16 protein-coding genes and 1 pseudogene are annotated in these 19,037 nt (G+C 33.7%); 9 read left to right on the forward strand and 8 right to left on the reverse strand.

Annotation, left to right across the window (positions count from 1 at the left end; genetic code table 11):
* Positions 1-186: 186 nt before the first annotated feature.
* Both ACSVH2_RS08870 and ACSVH2_RS08875 read left to right on the forward strand, forming a co-directional pair.
* Positions 187-1,833 carry a tetratricopeptide repeat-containing sensor histidine kinase gene (locus ACSVH2_RS08870; protein ID WP_438092812.1) on the forward strand — a complete coding sequence of 549 codons (1,647 nt, stop codon included), beginning with the start codon at positions 187-189 and terminating at the stop codon, positions 1,831-1,833.
* 6 nt (positions 1,834-1,839) lie between these two features.
* Positions 1,840-2,508, forward strand: coding sequence for a response regulator (locus tag ACSVH2_RS08875; protein WP_438092813.1), 669 nt, complete (start codon positions 1,840-1,842; stop codon positions 2,506-2,508).
* 442 nt (positions 2,509-2,950) lie between these two features.
* Here ACSVH2_RS08875 and ribB read toward each other — a convergent pair whose 3' ends face one another.
* The 6 genes and pseudogenes from ribB to tpx all read right to left on the reverse strand — a co-directional run bounded on the left by ribB (position 2,951) and on the right by tpx (position 9,989).
* Entirely contained in the window at positions 2,951-4,084 is a 1,134-nt protein-coding gene (gene ribB, locus ACSVH2_RS08880) for a 3,4-dihydroxy-2-butanone-4-phosphate synthase (protein WP_438092814.1), read from the reverse strand.
* 470 nt (positions 4,085-4,554) lie between these two features.
* Positions 4,555-5,964, reverse strand: a pseudogene (locus ACSVH2_RS08885) (LptF/LptG family permease); the annotation flags it as partial.
* 7 nt (positions 5,965-5,971) lie between these two features.
* Positions 5,972-6,613, reverse strand: a complete 642-nt coding sequence (locus ACSVH2_RS08890; RefSeq protein ID WP_438092815.1) for a LolA family protein — start codon at positions 6,611-6,613, stop codon at positions 5,972-5,974.
* A gap of 1 nt (position 6,614) precedes the next feature.
* Positions 6,615-9,062 carry a DNA translocase FtsK gene (locus ACSVH2_RS08895; RefSeq protein ID WP_438092816.1) on the reverse strand — a complete coding sequence of 816 codons (2,448 nt, stop codon included), beginning with the start codon at positions 9,060-9,062 and terminating at the stop codon, positions 6,615-6,617.
* Positions 9,063-9,105: 43 nt separating this feature from the next.
* Positions 9,106-9,480: a diacylglycerol kinase gene (locus tag ACSVH2_RS08900; protein WP_438092817.1), complete on the reverse strand. Its 375-nt coding sequence runs from the start codon at positions 9,478-9,480 to the stop codon at positions 9,106-9,108.
* A gap of 11 nt (positions 9,481-9,491) precedes the next feature.
* On the reverse strand, positions 9,492-9,989 hold the full coding sequence (gene tpx / locus ACSVH2_RS08905) for a thiol peroxidase (protein WP_438092818.1): 498 nt from the start codon (positions 9,987-9,989) through the stop codon (positions 9,492-9,494).
* A 162-nt stretch (positions 9,990-10,151) separates the two neighbouring features.
* On the opposite strand from tpx, the gene ACSVH2_RS08910 reads away from it, so the two are divergent.
* Genes ACSVH2_RS08910 through arsB form a run of 5 tightly spaced genes read left to right on the forward strand, consistent with a single transcriptional unit; the run spans position 10,152 to position 13,257 of the window.
* Complete coding sequence (locus ACSVH2_RS08910) at positions 10,152-10,475, forward strand: ArsR/SmtB family transcription factor (protein ID WP_438092819.1); 324 nt, start codon at positions 10,152-10,154, stop codon at positions 10,473-10,475.
* A gap of 30 nt (positions 10,476-10,505) precedes the next feature.
* Entirely contained in the window at positions 10,506-10,982 is a 477-nt protein-coding gene (locus tag ACSVH2_RS08915) for a DUF6428 family protein (RefSeq protein WP_438092820.1), read from the forward strand.
* Between the two features lie 12 nt (positions 10,983-10,994).
* The gene (locus ACSVH2_RS08920) at positions 10,995-11,606 is read left to right on the forward strand and encodes a class I SAM-dependent methyltransferase (RefSeq protein WP_438092821.1); all 612 of its coding nucleotides are present in this window, start codon (positions 10,995-10,997) and stop codon (positions 11,604-11,606) included.
* A gap of 5 nt (positions 11,607-11,611) precedes the next feature.
* Complete coding sequence (locus ACSVH2_RS08925) at positions 11,612-12,220, forward strand: low molecular weight phosphatase family protein (protein WP_438092822.1); 609 nt, start codon at positions 11,612-11,614, stop codon at positions 12,218-12,220.
* A gap of 2 nt (positions 12,221-12,222) precedes the next feature.
* Positions 12,223-13,257, forward strand: coding sequence for an ACR3 family arsenite efflux transporter (gene arsB / locus ACSVH2_RS08930; protein WP_438092823.1), 1,035 nt, complete (start codon positions 12,223-12,225; stop codon positions 13,255-13,257).
* 56 nt (positions 13,258-13,313) lie between these two features.
* Here arsB and lpdA read toward each other — a convergent pair whose 3' ends face one another.
* Positions 13,314-14,717, reverse strand: a complete 1,404-nt coding sequence (lpdA, locus tag ACSVH2_RS08935; protein WP_438092824.1) for a dihydrolipoyl dehydrogenase — start codon at positions 14,715-14,717, stop codon at positions 13,314-13,316.
* A 380-nt stretch (positions 14,718-15,097) separates the two neighbouring features.
* On the opposite strand from lpdA, the gene pckA reads away from it, so the two are divergent.
* Positions 15,098-16,702, forward strand: coding sequence for a phosphoenolpyruvate carboxykinase (ATP) (gene pckA / locus ACSVH2_RS08940; protein WP_438092825.1), 1,605 nt, complete (start codon positions 15,098-15,100; stop codon positions 16,700-16,702).
* Between the two features lie 71 nt (positions 16,703-16,773).
* Positions 16,774-18,441, forward strand: coding sequence for a putative transporter (locus ACSVH2_RS08945; protein WP_438092826.1), 1,668 nt, complete (start codon positions 16,774-16,776; stop codon positions 18,439-18,441).
* Between the two features lie 6 nt (positions 18,442-18,447).
* Here ACSVH2_RS08945 and ACSVH2_RS08950 read toward each other — a convergent pair whose 3' ends face one another.
* Positions 18,448-18,900, reverse strand: a complete 453-nt coding sequence (locus tag ACSVH2_RS08950; protein WP_438092827.1) for an Lrp/AsnC family transcriptional regulator — start codon at positions 18,898-18,900, stop codon at positions 18,448-18,450.
* Positions 18,901-19,037: the final 137 nt, after the last annotated feature.

Consider the following 19,037-nt stretch of genomic DNA (forward strand, 5'->3'; position numbering starts at 1 on the left):
ACAACATTGCATTTTTATGCAAAATCCACAAATGCCAATCCAGGAGTACTATATCTAATTTATGTTTGACTTATAGTCCCAGATAATTGAATTGTTTTTTGATTTCTAAACTACTTTTTAAAACCAAAACCATAATTTTTTTATCAGAAATAGTTTCTGTATAGATTAAATTAATAATTTCGGGAAATGAAACTCAAAAGGTTCCTTTTCCCGATTTTTTTGCTTGGTTTTGTATTTCAATCTTGTACTAAGGATTTTGAAATAGATAAGGAATCTTCCAAAGCGCAATATGACAGTTACAATGAAGTAGCATTTAAATGGGTAGAAAAGCAGCGATATGACAGTGCTTTTTATTATTTTCATAAGTCAAAGTCTGTAGCTCAAAGTTCGGAACAAATTGTTTATAGCTTACTGCAAATAGCTTCAATAGAGCAAAAATATTGTGATTTTGCTGGTAGTGAAGAGACCGTAACAATAGCACTTGAAAATTGTAAGAATCCAATATACTTTCCCACTATCTACAATCTGCTTGGTCTAGCTTATTTAGAACAATATAATTATGATGAAGCTTTACTGTATTTTAATAAATGCTACAGTTATTCATTAAAAGAGTTGGATAAGGCGATTGTTAAAAACAATATTTCTTATGTATACTTAGAAAAAAAAGAATTTAGCAAAGCCATAACTATCCTAAGTAAAATAATTACAAATGATTCTTTACAAGCAGATAAAATGCAGTACGCCAAAGCATTGGATAATCTAGGGTATGCCTATTTTAAAGCCAACAATCCAAACGCTATAATCTACCTTACAAAATCATTATCAATTAGAACTAATCTCAAAAATGACTATGAATTAATTGCTTCCTACATGCACATGTCAGAATACTATCAAAATACTGACTCATCTTTAGCATTAGCATTTGCCCAAAATGCCTACGAAGCCGCTAAAAATGTAAATAGTCCCGATGATGAAATAGAAGCATTGAAGTTCATGATTGCCAATAGCGAACCAATCAGAGCAAAGAAACTGGCGTTACAACAAATTTCATTGACCGATAGTATTTATAAAGTTCGACAATCTGCCAAAAACCAATTTGTCAAAATTAAATACGATTCCAAAAAAGCTATTGAAGAAAAAGAACACTATAAAACGCAAAAAGAAATAGTGGTGATTATACTCATCACGGTTACTATTTTGTCACTTTTCATCATACTGCTAGTGCGTTACCGCAACAGACAAAAACTCAAAGGATCAGTTTATGCCACTGAAACTAGAATTTCCAAAAAAATACATGACGAATTGGCGAATGATGTTTTTCAAGCCATGACTTTTGCCGAAACACAAGATTTAAAGAACCCAGAAATTAAGGAAACTTTACTCGAAAACCTTGATACTATTTACACCCGAACTCGAAATATTTCTGGCGATAATAGCCAAATTGATACAGGCGAAAACTACAGCGAATTGCTTGTCGATTTACTCAATAATTACAGTAATCAACATGTAAATGTTATCGTCAATGGATATACCACAATCGATTGGAACAAACTAAAAAAAGAGATTAAAATAGCAGTTTACAGAGTTTTGCAAGAATTGATGGTTAACATGAAAAAGCACAGTAAAAGTACTCTTGTTATTATTAGTTTCAACAATTTTTCAAAACACATTGAAATTAAATATACCGATAATGGAATAGGAATTTTGAATGGAACGCTTCAAAAAAAAGGTTTACAGAATGCGGAAAACCGTATTCATGCTATCAAAGGAACGCTTATTTTTGATAACGAAACCCAAAAAGGTTTTAGAATAGTGATTAATATTCCAAAATAAGAAGCTATGTTTCAGAAAGTTTTGATTGCCGAAGATGTTGATAGTATCAATATAGCATTGAACCAAATTCTAAAAGAGTTAGGCATAACCCATATTGACCATGTTAAATATTGTGATGATGCCCTATTAAGAGTAAAAAAAGCATTAGCCGATAATGAACCTTATGATTTGTTTATCTCCGATCTTTCTTTTGAAACCGATTTTAGAGAAGTACAAATAAAAACTGGAGATGAAGCCATTGCTAGAATTAAAGCGATTCAGCCCAATATCCAGGTGATTGTTTATTCGATTGAGGACAAAAAGTTCCGAATAAAATCGCTATTTGAAAATAACCATATTAACGCCTATATCCACAAAGGCAGAAGAAGTATTGACCAACTAAAAACAGCAATACAGCAAGTATTCACTACTACCGATATTTATATTTCTCCCGAACTGGAATACATCTTTAAAGATAAAAAAACTCGCGAGATTGATGAAGTTGATATTCTACTCATCAAGCAATTATCAAAAGGTATCAGCCAAGATGAAATAGAAACTCAATTCAAGGCACAAGGAATAACACCCAATAGCAGAAGTGCTATTGAAAAACGCATTAGTAAGCTTAAAGATTATTTCAAAGCATCCAACTCAATTCACCTCATTGCTATTGCCAAAGACTTAGGCATTATATAGTAAGATCCTAGCTTAAATTTTTTTTCACTCGTTACGGTTTTCCGTAAGGATTAGAATTTTATTGGTTCTAATTTTGAAAAAAGAATTAAAGGAAATGGAACTATTTTATGTCAGTTGTTATCCGGGGAAAAAAGGCTTTCATGAATTGCACAAAAGTAATTGCGATTTTTTACCCAATATGATCAATCGAAAATTTCTGGGACATTTTAAGCACATACACAAAGCAATTAAAGAGGCTCAAAAGACCTATCCGAATACAATAACATGTTCTCATTGCATAACATGTATATAATATAATTGAGGATGTGTTTGCGCCGGGATAGTTAGTGGTATTTCTATTTCGGTTGCAGACACTTTTATAAAAGAAAATTCCTTTTTCTTTTATAAAAAAAAGCCTGAAACTAAAGTTTCGGGCTTTTTGTCTAATCAGTATTTGTTATACTTAATAAGGTACATATTCTGTGATTTCCAATCCATAACCAATCATTCCTACACGCTTGGCTTGAGTAGAGTTGGACACCAATCGTATTTTTGAAATATCAATATCGTGTAATATTTGTGCGCCTATTCCAAAATCTTTTACATCCATTTTAATTTGAGGTGCTTTAAGAATACCTTCTGTTTGTAATTGTCTTAGTTCGGTTAATCGGTTTATTAAATCAGAGGAGTCGGTTTCTTGGTTGATAAATAAAACAGCACCTTTTCCCTCCTCATTAATGCGTTTAAACATGTCGTCTAATTTCTTGTCTACCTCATTCGTTAATGTATTCAAGATATCATTGTTAGCTTGTGTAGAGTTTATACGAGTGAGCACTGATTCGCCAGCATTCCAACTTCCTTTAGTTAGCGCTAAATGAACTTGCTTATTCGTAGTTTGTTGATAAGCTCTCAATCGGAATGTACCAAAACGTGTTTCAATATCAAAATCTTCTTTCTTGACAATCAAACTGTCGTGTTGCATTCTATAGGCAACTAAGGCTTCAATAGAAACTAGTTTCAGCCCAAACTTTTGTGCCACTGTTACTAGTTGAGGAAGGCGAGCCATTGTTCCATCTTCATTCATTATTTCAACAATCACGCCAGCAGGTTTAAAACCAGCTAGTCTCGCAAAGTCAATTGCAGCTTCTGTGTGTCCTGTTCTTCGCAAAACACCACCTTGTTTAGCTGTAAGCGGAAAAATATGTCCTGGACGCGCTAATTCATAGGGTTTGGTGTCTTCATTAACTAATGCTAATATGGTTTTTGCTCTGTCAGCTGCTGAGATGCCTGTAGTTACGCCATGTCCTTTTAAATCCACAGAAACTGTAAAAGCGGTTTCCATGTGGTCAGTATTATTCTTGACCATGGAGTGTAGTTCTAATTCGTGGCATCGTTTCTCTGTTAAAGGAGCACAGATTAATCCTCTACCATGAGTTGCCATGAAGTTTATCATTTCGGGAGTTACCTTTTCTGCTGCTGCCAGGAAATCACCTTCATTTTCTCGGTCTTCATCGTCAACCACTATAATGACTTTTCCTTGACGGATGTCTTCTATAGCTTCTTCGATAGTGTTAAGTTGTATGTTTTCTAATTCCATTAAAGGGTATTTTTTGATGCTAAAATAAGTTTGTTGACAAATAATCTATTGTAAATGTAAAATAGGATGTAAAATGGAAATCCTGCAGCTAGGATTATAAACAAAGATAAATCTAACGAAGTATTGGTTTGTCTACTCATAGTCAATAATTGTTGTTGTACTTTAAATAGGGAATAATAAAAAATAGTCGCTGCTAAAAGTGTCACCAAAATAATCAGAACTGAATCAGGTTTTCCCGGAATAAAAAGACCTAGCAAAGCAACATAACTGAGTAAAGCAAGTAGATTAAATTTGTTATATTTTTTGATAAGAATTTCTATTGCGATTGTCTCTTCTGTTGCTACTTTTTGTTCTGTAACAGTATTTACTGGTGTGACTTTGATGAATTCTTTAATTTTAACTGCATCAATATTTTCTACTAACTCAGCATTAGCAATTTGAGGTTCCAATTTGTTTGATGTCGATGCTGGGAAAAATCGAGTAATTAAAACAAGTAGTCCATCAAAATTGAGACTAAACCCTTTATCATCAGTAGCTCTTTTAGTTAGTAAAATGGCTAATGGAGTTAAAACAAAAGAAGACATCCAACAACCCATGAAAGGACTAATTTCGTCTTGTCCTGCTACTTTTTTACCAAAAGTGTTGATGAAGTGAAAGATGATAAAAATGAGTATTGAAAAAACAATTGGCAATCCCAAACCACCTTTTCTAATAATTGCTCCTAAAGGTGCTCCAATGAAAAACATTAAAAGACAAGCATACGCAATCACAAATTTATCATATAACGCAATCCAATGTTGGTTAATATTTTTTTGTTTGTCTTCCATTTCATATTTGGAAGATTCAAGACTAAAATTTATAGATTCTACATTACTGCTAGCAGCTTTTAGAATATTGGATTTATCGGTATCGCTAAAGTTTTGTAATATATTGTTGAAACTAAGGTCAGTTTTATTTATATTATCTGGAACTATTCTGTTGGTAATTGTGGCACGTTGATTAATATTTTCTGTAAAGGAAATTAAATCTTTTTTGTAATTTTTTTCTAAAGAGTCTAGTGTGAACTTTAACTCACCAACAGTCAACATCGAATTGGTATTCGTGATTTGTTCTTCATCTAAATTGGCGTTATTTAGTTTAGACAAATCAATATTTATTACATATTTTTTAAATTCACTCTTGGCAAAAGGGACTTTATTTCGTTCTTCAAATTTCTTCGGAATAATATCTTCATAATAGTTACCATCTTTAAGCACTAATTTCAAAACATTAGAGTCTTCGTTACTAATTAACTCACCTTTTTTTGCTTTGATAACGGTATTACTTCCCGAACCTAAAATTGATTTTTTGTGGATAGTAACTTGGCTTAGAAATCTGCCGTTTTCTCCTGATTTTTTTTCTACTTTAATATTGTAAAGTCCTACTTCGCTGAATTGTCCTTCGGCAATGGCCATGGCAGGTTTTACTTGTGCAATGTTTCTTCGGAAATTAATGAATTTATATTCGGCATACGGAATAACATTATTAGCAAAAATAAAGGCAACAATGCTCAAAAGGATAATGAAATAGGTCAAACTGCGCATGGCACGTTGTAACGATATACCAGAAGATTTCATGGCCGCAAACTCATAGTTTTCAGCTAAACTCCCGAAAGTCATAATGGAAGCTAATAATACGGATAGTGGTAATACTAACGGAATAATGCTTGGCATTTTAAATAGTAAAAACTTGATAATCATAAAGATATCTAAGTCTTTTCCGGCTAACTCAGAAATAAATAGCCAAACAACCTGCAAAACGAATATAAAAAAAAGGATTACAAATACTGTTGTAAATGTAATCAGGAAGGATTTTAATAAGTACCTGTCAAGTATTTTCACCTCGAGTTTAGTCTATTTTATTGATGTAGTAATTTGGATATTTACTCGCCACAAAGGTAAACTGATTTTTTGACAAAGGTTGATTGGTTTTAAAAGAATTAACAGTGAGCGTGGTTTTAGTACCATTTTTGCCCATTTCAATTACGTTGTAAATGTTTTTTGTTTGGGAATCTATTCCTAATAATATTTCTTTTCGTTGGTCTTTTGAGTTAGTTGGTACTAATTTGATATACTGTATTTTACGCCCTTTTAAATCCTGAGGTATATCCCAGTAATATTTGTAACCATTATTAAAAAAAGTCAACATTTTTGAAGGAGTTATAGCATTTTCATCTTTTTCATTCAAACTAGAAACAGTTATCTCTTCATCTTCGGGAACGATGGTGTAGCTTTTTTTTCCGTCATATATCTTGGTTATACCCATAAAGTTTAGCACATATTTATTACCTTCCAATAATAGGTTTCCTTTACTTTCTTTATTGATATTCTCTTTACTGTTATTGAGAGTGTATTTGAAATCAATAGTAACGTTATCGTAGGTTTTAATCTTAGCCGTTACTTGGTCTAATAAATCTTTTGCTTTTTTATCCTGAGCATTTGTAGTTAAACCCACAAGTAATAATAATGCAATTGATACTATTTTGTTCATTTTATAAATTGTTTTGTTCATTGGAAAAAAAATGATCTAATGAAGTCAAGTCTGGAATGTTTACACTTCGCGCTTTACTTCCTTCAAATGGACCTACAATTCCAGCTGCTTCTAATTGATCAATCAATCGACCAGCGCGGTTGTAACCCAGTTTCAACTTTCTCTGCAATAATGATGCCGAACCCTGTTGAGCGGTTACTATTATTTCGGCTGCTTCTCTAAACATGCTGTCTCTTTCCGAAATATCAACTTCCAAATTGACGCTACCGCCATCTTCACCAACATATTCTGGAAGTAAATAGGCACTAGCATATGCTTTTTGAGAACCAATATATTCTACAATTTTTTCTACTTCGGGAGTATCAACAAAGGCACATTGCACCCTTACCAAGTCATTTCCATTTGAAAATAACAAATCACCTCGACCGATTAATTGGTCAGCACCACCAGTATCTAAAATAGTTCTTGAATCAATTTTTGACGTTACTCTAAAGGCAATACGAGCTGGAAAGTTCGCCTTAATCATACCTGTGATTACATTTACCGATGGACGTTGTGTCGCAATTATTAAATGTATTCCAATAGCTCGCGCTAACTGAGCTAAACGAGCGATGGGAGTTTCTACTTCTTTTCCTGCAGTCATTATCAAGTCGGCAAACTCGTCAACTACTAAGACGATGTATGGCAAGAAACGGTGACCATTTTCAGGATTTAATTTTCGTCCTTTAAACTTTTCGTTGTATTCCTTAATGTTGCGCACCATGGCATCTTTCAATAACGAATAACGGTTATCCATTTCCAAACAAAGAGAGTTCAAGGTATTGATTACCTTGTTGTTATCAGTAATAATAGCATCTTCAGTATCGGGTAATTTAGCTAAATAATGTCTTTCTATTTTATTGAAAAGGGTAAGTTCAACTTTCTTTGGATCGACCAATACAAATTTTACTTCTGCTGGATGTTTTTTATAAAGCAATGAAGTTAAAACTGCATTCAATCCTACTGATTTTCCTTGTCCAGTTGCTCCAGCCATCAATAGGTGAGGCATTTTGGCTAAGTCAACTACAAAGGTTTCGTTTGAAATGGTTTTCCCTAAAGCGATAGGTAATTCCATTTCAGCTTCTTGAAACTTAGCTGAAGAAATGACACTCTTCATCGGAACCATAGTTGGGTTCTTGTTTGGAACTTCAATACCAATTGTTCCTTTTCCTGGAATAGGAGCAATGATACGAATCCCGAGTGCAGAAAGGGATAAAGCAATATCATCCTCCAAACTTTTTATTTTTGAAATACGAATACCAGCTTCTGGAACTATTTCATACAAAGTTACTGATGGTCCAACGGTAGCTTTGATTTGAGCAATTTCTATTTTGTAGTTTTTTAACGTTTCTACAATTCGGTTTTTGTTTTCTTCTAGCTCTTCTTGATTGATTGTAATTCCGACAGAGGTATATTCTTTTAGTAAATCTATTGTTGGAAATTTATAATTGGAAAGCTCTAAAGTTGGATCGAATAGTCCAAAATCTTCAACGAGTTTGGCAGCCAAATTCTCTTCCATTACGTCTTCATCATTGGTTACTTCAATAACAAATGCATCATCATTTGTTTCAATAATATGAGGTTCTGGTGAAGGTGTAACTGTTTTTATTGTAGGTTCTAAATTAATTTCAGAGGCATTTTCAATTGTTGGTTTTAATGACTCTTTATTAATTTCAAACTGTGAAGTTTTGAGGGTTGGTTCTATTATTTCTTCTTCCTCTTCAACGGCAAATTCTTCTAAATTATAATCAACTCCTGTGTTGGAAGTTGTCATAGATGTCAAATCATCGCTAATGTCTTTTTTCTTTTTCTCAAAGAAAGTTTTAATAGCGTCGGGTGATATTTTTATTTTGAATATTAAGTAAATGATTATTGAAAAGACAAGTAGTAAAACTGTTCCAGTCTTTCCGATATAATCTTGCAGAAAAAGGTTCATTTCATAACCAACAGTTCCACCTAATTCTGGTAAAGTATAAGCTGCAAAGCCAAATAATATTGAAATAACAACAATTGCAAATAAATCCCAAAACCAAGTGTTTTTGAGTTTGCGAATAGGCAAATCTAAAAGCAGAAATGCACCACTAAGGAAAATAAGTTTTACAAAAAGAAAAGAAGCAACACCAAAACCACGGTAAATAAATAAATCAGCTATATAGGCACCAAATTTTCCTAACCAATTTTCTACTGTTTCATTTCTATCAGTAAATGCGTCAACTGCACTTTGATCGGCTTGACCATAACCAACGCCGTTTCCTGAAACAAAAAAGGAAATAAAAGAAACCAAAAACGCAACAGCTAAAAGCACCATTAAAAACCCAGCCAAAACGCGGTATTGCTTTTTGGTTTTAAGAATTTTAAGTTCTACTTGAGGGTCTTTCTCTTTAGGTTCTTTTTTTACTGTTTTTGCCATTGGTTACTTATAATGCTATAAAAATAGAAATTTAATAGAAAGATTATAGAAATTTAGGCACATAAATTAATAAACCTACTGCGATAGCAGCTGCAGCCGCAAACATCACAGCACCAGCAGCGATATCTTTAATAAAACCTATTCTGTCGTGAAATTCAGGATGAATAAAGTCGGCTATTTTTTCAACAGCTGTATTTAAACTTTCAATGCCCAAAACTAATCCAAAAGCTAGTATTTGCATCATCCATTCTATTCTGGAAATATGAAGTGCAAATCCAGCAATAATCATAACTACAGCTAATGAAGATTGCACCATTACACTATGCTCAGTAGTGATTAATTTATAAGCACCTTTAACAGCAAAACCTATACTTTTTAAACGACCAGAAAAAAAGGAGTTGTCTTTTTGAAATTCCATTTAGGACTGAATTATAGTGCAGCTAAAGCCGCTTCATAATTTGGTTCATCAGCAATTTCTGGAACTTGTTCTGCATAAGTTACAGTACCATTTTCATCCAAAATAATAACTACTCTTGAATGTAAACCTGCCAAAACACTATCAACAATTTCTAGTCCGTAGTCTTTACCAAAACTACCTGTTTTAAAATCTGATAAATTTTCTACATTTTCAATTCCTTCAGCGCCACAAAAACGTTTTTGGGCAAAAGGCAAATCACGTGAAATGCATAGAACTTTAGTGTTATTCAAAGCACTTGCTTTAGCGTTAAATGTTCTTACTGAGGTTGCACAAGTTCCTGTATCAATACTTGGAAATATATTCAATACGACTTTTGAGCCCGCATAATCGGACAAAGTTGCTGTACTTAAATCGGTTTTAACTAATTGAAAATTGGGTGCTTTTGAACCTACTTTTGGTAATTCACCACTGGTGTGGATTTGATTTCCACCTAATGTTACTGTTGCCATGACTCATATTTATTAAGATTTCAAAAGTAGTAAAAAAAAATTAAGAGATGGGCTCAAAATATTTGATTTTTGGTTTTATAATCATGTTCAAAAATTAATGATTTTTATTAGGTAGATTATATTTATTTATCGTAATATTGCAATATAATAATAAATAGAAATATGGGAGCTTCAAAAACTGAATCGTTTTCAACCGAACACAATGAAATGGCAACTTTATTCAAAGCATTGTCGCATCCAGCTAGAATAGCTATTGTAGACTATTTACTCTCTGTTGATACTTGTATTTGTGGTGATATTGTTAACGAATTACCGCTGGCGCAACCCACTGTTTCTCAGCATTTGGCAGCACTTAAAAATGCTAATATTATCAAAGGAAGTATTGAAGGAACAGCTATTTGCTATTGTATCAATCCGGAAACGATTGCTAAAATTGTTAGTCACTTTGGTTCTATTACAAACAAATTGAATAGCAAGTGTTGCTAACTATTTACTAATCAATATTAAAACACAAATATGAAACTCTCAGAAATTAAAAACGAATTAAAAAAGTTGTCAACTATCGCTTTTCAATTACCCAATGGGGATTTGGTTCCTTATCATTTTCATGTTACCGAAGTGGGAAAAGTAACCAAACATTTTATAGATTGTGGAGGAACAGTTCGCAACGAAGAAGTAGCCAATTTTCAATTATGGGAAGCCAATGATTATGACCATCGTTTGCATCCAGAGAAATTGGTAAATATCATTGAACTATCAGAAAAAGTATTAGAGATTCCCGATTTAGAAATTGAAGTTGAATATCAAATGGCAACTACCATTGGGAAATTTAGTTTGGATTTTGACGGTACAAATTTTCAATTAAAATCTAAGTTAACCGATTGTTTAGCCAAAGACAATTGTGGTATTCCAACAGAAAAACTCAAAGTTCAACTAGGCGAGTGGAAGCAAAAAGAAACTTCATGTTGCACTCCGAATTCGGGTTGTTGTTAAAATAGTATTGTTATGAATAAAAAAGAACATTGGGAAAATGTTTTTGCTAATAAGCAAGAAACAGAAGTAAGTTGGTACCAACAAAGACCCGAAACATCATTAGATTTTTTTGAAGAGCATTCAATTCCAAAAGATGCTAAAATTATTGATATTGGTGGTGGCGATAGTTATTTGATTGACAATTTATTGGAAATGGGATATACTAATTTGTATCTTTTAGACATTTCTGAAAATGCTATTCATCGTATAAAGAAAAGATTAGGAGAAAAAGCAAGTCAAGTAACTTTTATTGTTTCCGATATTTTAGATTTCAAACCTGAAATCAAATTTGATGTCTGGCACGATAGAGCTTCATTTCATTTTTTAACTTCACCCGAAGATATTGCTACCTATAGTGATATTGTAACTCATGCGCTCAACGATAAAGGATATTTGTTTTTGGGAACATTTTCAGAGAATGGCCCTTTGAAATGTAGCGGATTAGAAATAGCTCAATATTCTGAAGCTAAGTTTAAATCGGTTTTTGCAAATGATTTTGATTTGCAAATGAGCTTTACTCAAGATCACCAAACACCCTTTAATACAGTACAAAATTTTATTTTTTGTACATTCCAAAAGAAATAATACTTATGAATACTACATTACAAAAAACAATTAAAAGTCTTGATGCTAATGCTATTTCAGACAACCGAAAGGATATACTTCAGCCTTTAGTCGATTACATTCAAAATAAAGTAAATGCTAATGAAGAAATTCGATTGAACTTTATTTGCACACACAATTCCCGTAGAAGTCATTTGTCTCAAATTTGGGCGCAAACTATGGCGTTTCATTTTGGGATTAAAAATGTTTACTGTTATTCTGGTGGAACAGAAGCAACAGCTATGTTTCCAAAAGTAGCCGAAACTTTAACCAATCAAGGTTTTGAAATTCAAAAGTTATCCGAAGAAAAAAATCCAGTTTATGCTGTGAAATTTGATAAAAATAAACATCCGATTATCTGTTTTTCTAAGACCTATTTTGATGATTTTAATCCGAAAAATTACTTTGGAGCCATCATGACTTGCAATAATGCAGATGAAGGTTGTCCGATGGTTTTTGGAGCAGAAGCCCGATTTCCCATAAAATATGATGACCCAAAAGCATTTGACGGAACCGAACTCATGAACGAAAAATATGCTGAACGAAGTTTACAAATTGCAAGTGAAATGTATTTCGTTTTTTCTCAAATTAAATAAATATGCCTACACGTAAACGATTAAACTTCCTTGATAATTACCTAACACTTTGGATATTTCTAGCCATGGGAATAGGAGTTGGCATAGGTTATTTGCTTCCTGCTGTTGCAAAAGCTTTTGATACCATGTCTTCGGGAACGACTAATATTCCTTTAGCTATTGGACTAATTTTGATGATGTATCCACCTTTGACTAAAGTAGATTTTGCCAAAATTCCATTAATATTCAAGCAACCCAAACTGATTTTCACCTCTTTGTTTATTACTTGGATAGTTGGACCATTCTTAATGTTTTTGTTGGCCATTACCTTTTTACACGATTATCCCGAATACATGACAGGTTTAATTATAATTGGCTTAGCACCTTGTATTGCGATGGTAATTGTTTGGAACGAACTAGCAGAAGGTAATCGAGAGTTAACAGCTGGTTTAGTAGGTATAAACAGTTTGCTGCAAGTGTTGTTTTTTAGTTTGTATGCTTATTTTTATTTGGAAGTGATGTTACCTTTATTTGGTATCAAAGGATTACCAATAGCTATTACCATTGCACAAATAGCTACTACTGTTGGGATTTATCTTGGAATTCCTTTTGTATTGGCTTTGATTAGTCGGTATTTTATTCTCAAGTATGTAGGTGAGAAGTGGTTTAATCAAATGTTTATTCCTTTTATTTCTCCGATTACTTTAATTGCATTATTATTTACAATAGTTGTCATGTTTAGCTTAAAAGGGGAAATGATTGTTGATTTGCCTCTTGATGTGATTAGAGTTGCTATTCCTTTGGTGATATTCTTTGGCATTATGTTTTTTCTAATGTTTTTTGTAGCTAAAAAAGTTGGCGCGAATTATCGTGATACGGTTGCTTTATCGTTCACTGCATCGGGTAATAATTTTGAATTGGCTATTGCTGTAGCCATTGGTGTTTTTGGAATTAATAGTGGTCAGGCATTTGCAGGAGTTATTGGGCCTTTGGTAGAAGTTCCAGCACTGATACTGTTAGTTAGGGTTGCCTTTTGGTTGAAGAAAAAATATTTTTAATAAATACAAAAGCCGTTTCAATTGAAACGGCTTTTTGTAATACTTACAATTGAACACTAAATGTGCAACGCTCTATTATCAGTCGCGGCTAATGCTGCTTCTTTCATCGCTTCTGCAAAAGTGGGATGCGCATGAGACATTCTCGAAATATCTTCGGCAGATGCTCTGAATTCCATAGCGGTTACGGCTTCGGCTATTAAATCTGCACAACGCGCACCAATCATGTGAACACCTAACACTTCATCAGTTTTAGCATCGGCTAGTATTTTTACAAATCCGTCTAAATCTCCACCAGCACGCGCTCTTCCTAACGCTTTGAAAGGAAAACTTCCTGCTTTGTAAGCCACACCAGCTTCTTTTAACTGCTCTTCTGTTTTTCCAACAGCAGCTACTTCTGGCCAAGTATAAACTACACCTGGAATTAAATTATAATCGATATGTGGTTTTTGTCCAGCAATAATTTCAGCCACCATAGCACCTTCTTCTTCGGCTTTGTGTGCTAACATGGCACCACGAACGACATCACCAATAGCGTAAATGTTTGGTATATTGGTTTGTAAATGGTCGTTTACTTCAACCATTCCTCTATCTGTAATTGTAACTCCAGCTTTATCGGCATTTAATCCGTCAGTATAAGGACGACGACCAACTGATACTAAAGCATAATCGCCTTCAAGAGAAATTAATTCTCCTTTAGCATTTTCGGCTTGAACGGTTACCGATTTTCCTTTTCTTTCTACCGATTTCACTTTGTGTGAAACGTAGAATTTCATGCCTTGTTTTTTTAATACTTTGGTTAATTCTTTTGACAAACTAGCATCCATTCCTGGAATAATTCTGTCCATGAATTCTACTACCGAAACTTGTGCACCCAATCTTAAATACACTTGTCCTAACTCAATCCCAATCACACCACCACCAATAATAACTAAATGTTTTGGAACTTCAGGTAATTTCAACGCTTCGGTTGAAGTGATTATTCTTTCTTTATCTAATTTGATAAAAGGCAAATTAGAAGGTTTAGAACCGGTTGCTATAATGATGTTTTTACCTTCAATAGTTTCTGAAGTACCATCTGCTTTTGCAATGGCGACATGAGTAGCATCTACAAAGGAACCCAAACCATTGAAAACAGTGATTTTGTTTTTGTCCATCAAAAATTTTACACCACCACTAGTTTGATCCACTACCGCTTGTTTTCGGGCAATCATCTTTTCTAGATTTACTCTTACTTCACCCGAAACCTCAATTCCATGGTCGGCAAAATGCTGTAATTCTTCATAATGATGTGAAGAAGCCAATAATGCTTTGGATGGAATACAACCTACGTTTAAGCAAGTACCGCCTAAAGTGGCATATTTTTCAATGATAGCAGTTTTGAAACCTAATTGGGCACAACGAATTGCAGAAACATATCCGCCTGGACCCGAACCTATAATGACAACGTCAAATGAACTCATAGTTTAAATTTTGTGTGTGTGTTTATTTTTGTGTTGCAAAATTACAAATGTTTTTTGGTATTATGAATTGCGGACAGTTTTTTTAAAAAGCAAACTCAATTGTGGATTTTCTGGCGGTTTTTTGAGTAGTGTTTTGGCAAATTAATTCCGATTTCAAAACCGTTAAATGGAATACTGTTCTGTTCTTGTATGGTTTATTTCTATACACAGTAGGCGATGACAAAAAAACGCTGAAACCCTTGCCAGTCAATGAAAACGTTTTCGTAGATTTATTTTTTTTATGATAATTATCAGTTTTTTCAATAGTCAAAAACACGAACTTTGGAGTGTAAGTTAATCACTTATTTATGAGCAAAATCTAAACATAAAATCTATTTATTATGAAAAACATTAGAATTATTAAGGAATTACACGATTTAGGCATCACAGGTTACCATGAAGTAGTATACAATCCTTCTTATGAAGAATTATATCAAGCGGAAGTTTCCCATAAAAGAAAAGGATATGAAAAAGGTGCTTTGACTGACACTGGCGCTGTTGCTGTAAAAACAGGGATATTTACTGGTCGTTCACCTAAAGATAGATATATTGTAAAAGACGATATTACTAAAGATACTATTTACTGGGATGATAAAGTTAATTTCCCTACTACTAAAGAAATTTGGGATGATTTAAAATCTCTTGTCTTAGAACAACTTTCAACGTCACCAAAACTTTATGTAGTGGATGCTTTTTGTGGTACCAATGCTGATACCCGATTAAAAGTGCGTTTTATTATGGAAGTAGCTTGGCAAGCCCATTTTGTAACTAATATGTTCATTAGACCTTCTATTTATGAATTAGAAACTTTTGGAGAACCTGATTTTGTGGTTATGAATGGTTCCAAAACAACCAATCCAAATTGGAAAGAGCAAGGCTTGAATTCCGAAAACTTTGTGATGTTTAATTTGACCGAGAAAATCCAAATCATTGGCGGTACTTGGTATGGTGGTGAAATGAAAAAAGGAATGTTTGCCATGATGAATTATTATCTTCCACTAAAAGGAATGGCGTCAATGCACTGTTCTGCTAACGTAGGAGAAAAAGGAGATGTTGCTATATTCTTTGGCCTTTCTGGAACTGGAAAAACTACTTTATCTGCTGACCCAAAACGATATTTGATAGGTGATGACGAACACGGATGGGACAATAATGGCGTATTCAATTATGAAGGTGGCTGTTATGCTAAAGTTATTGACTTAACAGAGAACAACGAACCCGATATTTGGAGAGCTATTAAACGAGATGCACTTTTAGAAAATGTTATTGTTGATGAGTATGGTGAAATTAATTATTTTGACCATTCAATCACTGAAAACTCTCGTGTGTCTTACCCAATTTATCACATCAATAAAATTGTATTACCATCAAAAGCGGGACATGCTAGTAAAATCATTTATCTTTCAGCTGATGCCTTTGGGGTTTTACCTCCAGTGTCTATACTAGATGACGACCAAGCACAATACCATTTCTTATGTGGTTATACTTCAAAATTGGCCGGAACTGAAAGAGGAATTACTGAACCAGAACCATCATTCTCTCCAGCATTTGGGGAAGCGTTCTTAACATTACACCCAACGATGTATTCTAAAACATTAATTGGAAAGATGAAAGAACATGGAGCTAAAGCTTACTTGGTAAATACTGGATGGAACGGAACAGGCAAAAGAATTTCACTTAAAAATACAAGAGCCATCATTGATGCCATTATCAATAGTGAAATTGATAAAGCCGAAACCAAACATATTCCTTTCCTAAATTTGACAATTCCAACTGCACTAACTGGTGTAAGTGAAGGGTTGTTAGATCCAAGAGATACTTATAAAGACAAAGCAGAATGGGAACGTAAAGCCAAAGATTTAGCTGCACGTTACATCAAAAACTTCCAACAGTATACTAATACTGAAGAAGGAAAACGATTGGTTCCTGCTGGTCCACAAGTTTAATTAAATCTCTTTTGTAATTTCAATGGAAATAATAGTAACTTTCCATTGAAATTACATTTAATATAAAAACCATGAATTGGATAACAGATTTAGTCACTAAAGAGTCCATTCCACAAACCATCATTATTTTTGGATTAGTCATTGCATTAGGTATTTGGCTTGGAAAGATTAAAATATTTGGTATTTCATTAGGTGTTACTTGGGTACTTTTTGTTGGGATATTTTTTTCCTTCATGGGTGTATCTGTTAATCCTGAGTTGAAAGACTTCTTAAAAGAGTTCGGACTTGTATTGTTTGTGTACACACTGGGCTTACAAGTTGGTCCCGGTTTCTTTGCTTCTCTTAATAAAAATGCACTAGTTTCAAATGTTCTAGCTGCTTTTGTTGTATTTTTAGGCGTACTGACCACGGTAGTTTTGTATTTTCTTTTTGGTAATTCTATAGGTGTAATGACAGGAGTTATGAGTGGAGCAGTAACCAACACACCTGGTCTTGGAGCTGCGCAAACTACTTTGAGTAATTTACATCACTTAGATATAGATAATTCCATGGTAACATTGGCATATGCAGTAGCGTATCCTTTTGGTGTTTTTGGAATTATCATTGCCATGTTACTTTTAAAAAGAATATTTAAAGTAAACATCCAGCAGGAAATTGAGAAACATGAAGAGGTCAATGATACGCGTAAAGACAAAGTGATTTCTAAACATTTGAAGTTAGAAAACAAACAACTTATAGGTAGTTCATTGCATACCATTTTTGAAATGCTGCCTACGCATATTGTAGTTTCAAGAATGTTTCATAAAGGAAAAGTAATTACTCCAACACCCAATGAAGTATTAGCCGAAGGCGATGTATTGCTGATTGTGGCACCACAACATCTTTTTGACAAACTACACTTACTGATAGGTTCAGAAAGTGATATGGATTTAAAAACTGCCATGAACAGTAACTTAGTTTCTAGTCGTGTAGTGGTAACCAATAAAGAAATTACGCATAGACGACTAGGTGATATTCCTGAGATAAACCAACATGATTTTACGTTCACCAGATTAAGCAGAGCAGGAATTGAAATGGTTCCTAATGGTAACATAGCGCTTCAACTTGGTGATATTATTAAAGTAGTAGGAACCAAAGAAGGATTGGCACGAATAACCACTATTTTAGGGAATTCTATGAAACGATTGGAAGTGCCCGATTTAGCTCCTATATTTATGGGAATTGTTATTGGTATTTTCTTTGGAAGTATTCCGTTTCAAATTCCAAATATTCCTGTACCCGTAAAAATAGGATTGGCAGGCGGACCATTGATAATTGCTTTATTATTAAGCCGATTTGGTAACAAACTCTACCTAAACAACTATACTACTACCAGTGCTAATTTGATGATACGCGAACTAGGTATTACGCTCTTCTTAGCTAGTGTAGGATTGGGTAGTGGCTCCAAAGTAGCGGAAGCTTTTGCTAGTGGCAATGGACTTATATGGATTAGTATGGGTATTGTCATCACCATTTTGCCACTATTATTGGTAGGAGTTATAGCCATGGTATGGTTTAAAAAAACCTATTTCGAGATATGTGGTTTATTAGCCGGTGCTTCAACCGATCCACCAGCGTTGACTTTTGCTCTAAAAATAGCGGGTAATGATATCCCTTCTTCAACGTATGCCACTGTTTATCCATTGACCATGATTTTGAGGATAGTAGCGGCTCAGTTGTTAATTCTCTTTTTTAGCTAAATTTTTTTACAAGACAAATTCGGTAGTATTTTTCACTTCACCTATCATAAAGGTGCTGTGAGTACTACCTATGTGTTGTAATGTGGTTAACTTAGTAACCATAAATTCACGGTATTCTTCCATATCTTTTACACATATTTTTAGAATATAATCATAGTCACCACTCACGTGAAAACATTCTAGGATTTCATCAAGCTTTACTACTTCTTGCTCAAACTTGGTTAAAAACTCTTTCGAATGTTGGATTAATTTAATGTGACAAAACACCACAAATCCTTTGTTGATTTTATTCCTATTCAGTAAAGCCACATAATGGCTGATGATGCCTTCGCGTTCCAGCTTTCGGATGCGTTCATACACCGCAGTAACGGACAAGTGAAGTTTTACAGAGAGTTCTTTGGTGGTTCTCTTAGTGTTTTGCTGCAGCAGGGCAAGCAGTTTTTTATCGGTGGTATCCATTACAATAGTGGTTTATGGGTTTAAAATAGTTTACAGGTTTAAAGTTATCGGTTTAAAAAGAGTTTTTGGTAGTTTTTATGATTTTAAAACTATAATACTATGTATTTATAGATAATAAATCTAATTATTTTCAAATG

It is taken from the genome of Flavobacterium sp. RSB2_4_14 (genome assembly GCF_051547085.1).
In the GTDB taxonomy this organism is placed as follows: Bacteria; Bacteroidota; Bacteroidia; order Flavobacteriales; family Flavobacteriaceae; genus Flavobacterium.

Bases quoted from the DNA above. Each gene is read 5' to 3' on its own strand.
- ACSVH2_RS08870 (WP_438092812.1), top strand. From the start codon at position 187: ATGAAACTCAAAAGGTTCCTTTTCCCGATTTTTTTGCTTGGTTTTGTA.
- ACSVH2_RS08875 (WP_438092813.1), top strand. From the start codon at position 1,840: ATGTTTCAGAAAGTTTTGATTGCCGAAGATGTTGATAGTATCAATATA.
- ribB (WP_438092814.1), bottom strand. From the start codon at position 4,084: ATGGAATTAGAAAACATACAACTTAACACTATCGAAGAAGCTATAGAA.
- ACSVH2_RS08890 (WP_438092815.1), bottom strand. From the start codon at position 6,613: ATGAACAAAATAGTATCAATTGCATTATTATTACTTGTGGGTTTAACT.
- ACSVH2_RS08895 (WP_438092816.1), bottom strand. From the start codon at position 9,062: ATGGCAAAAACAGTAAAAAAAGAACCTAAAGAGAAAGACCCTCAAGTA.
- ACSVH2_RS08900 (WP_438092817.1), bottom strand. From the start codon at position 9,480: ATGGAATTTCAAAAAGACAACTCCTTTTTTTCTGGTCGTTTAAAAAGT.
- tpx (WP_438092818.1), bottom strand. From the start codon at position 9,989: ATGGCAACAGTAACATTAGGTGGAAATCAAATCCACACCAGTGGTGAA.
- ACSVH2_RS08910 (WP_438092819.1), top strand. From the start codon at position 10,152: ATGGGAGCTTCAAAAACTGAATCGTTTTCAACCGAACACAATGAAATG.
- ACSVH2_RS08915 (WP_438092820.1), top strand. From the start codon at position 10,506: ATGAAACTCTCAGAAATTAAAAACGAATTAAAAAAGTTGTCAACTATC.
- ACSVH2_RS08920 (WP_438092821.1), top strand. From the start codon at position 10,995: ATGAATAAAAAAGAACATTGGGAAAATGTTTTTGCTAATAAGCAAGAA.
- ACSVH2_RS08925 (WP_438092822.1), top strand. From the start codon at position 11,612: ATGAATACTACATTACAAAAAACAATTAAAAGTCTTGATGCTAATGCT.
- arsB (WP_438092823.1), top strand. From the start codon at position 12,223: ATGCCTACACGTAAACGATTAAACTTCCTTGATAATTACCTAACACTT.
- lpdA (WP_438092824.1), bottom strand. From the start codon at position 14,717: ATGAGTTCATTTGACGTTGTCATTATAGGTTCGGGTCCAGGCGGATAT.
- pckA (WP_438092825.1), top strand. From the start codon at position 15,098: ATGAAAAACATTAGAATTATTAAGGAATTACACGATTTAGGCATCACA.
- ACSVH2_RS08945 (WP_438092826.1), top strand. From the start codon at position 16,774: ATGAATTGGATAACAGATTTAGTCACTAAAGAGTCCATTCCACAAACC.
- ACSVH2_RS08950 (WP_438092827.1), bottom strand. From the start codon at position 18,900: ATGGATACCACCGATAAAAAACTGCTTGCCCTGCTGCAGCAAAACACT.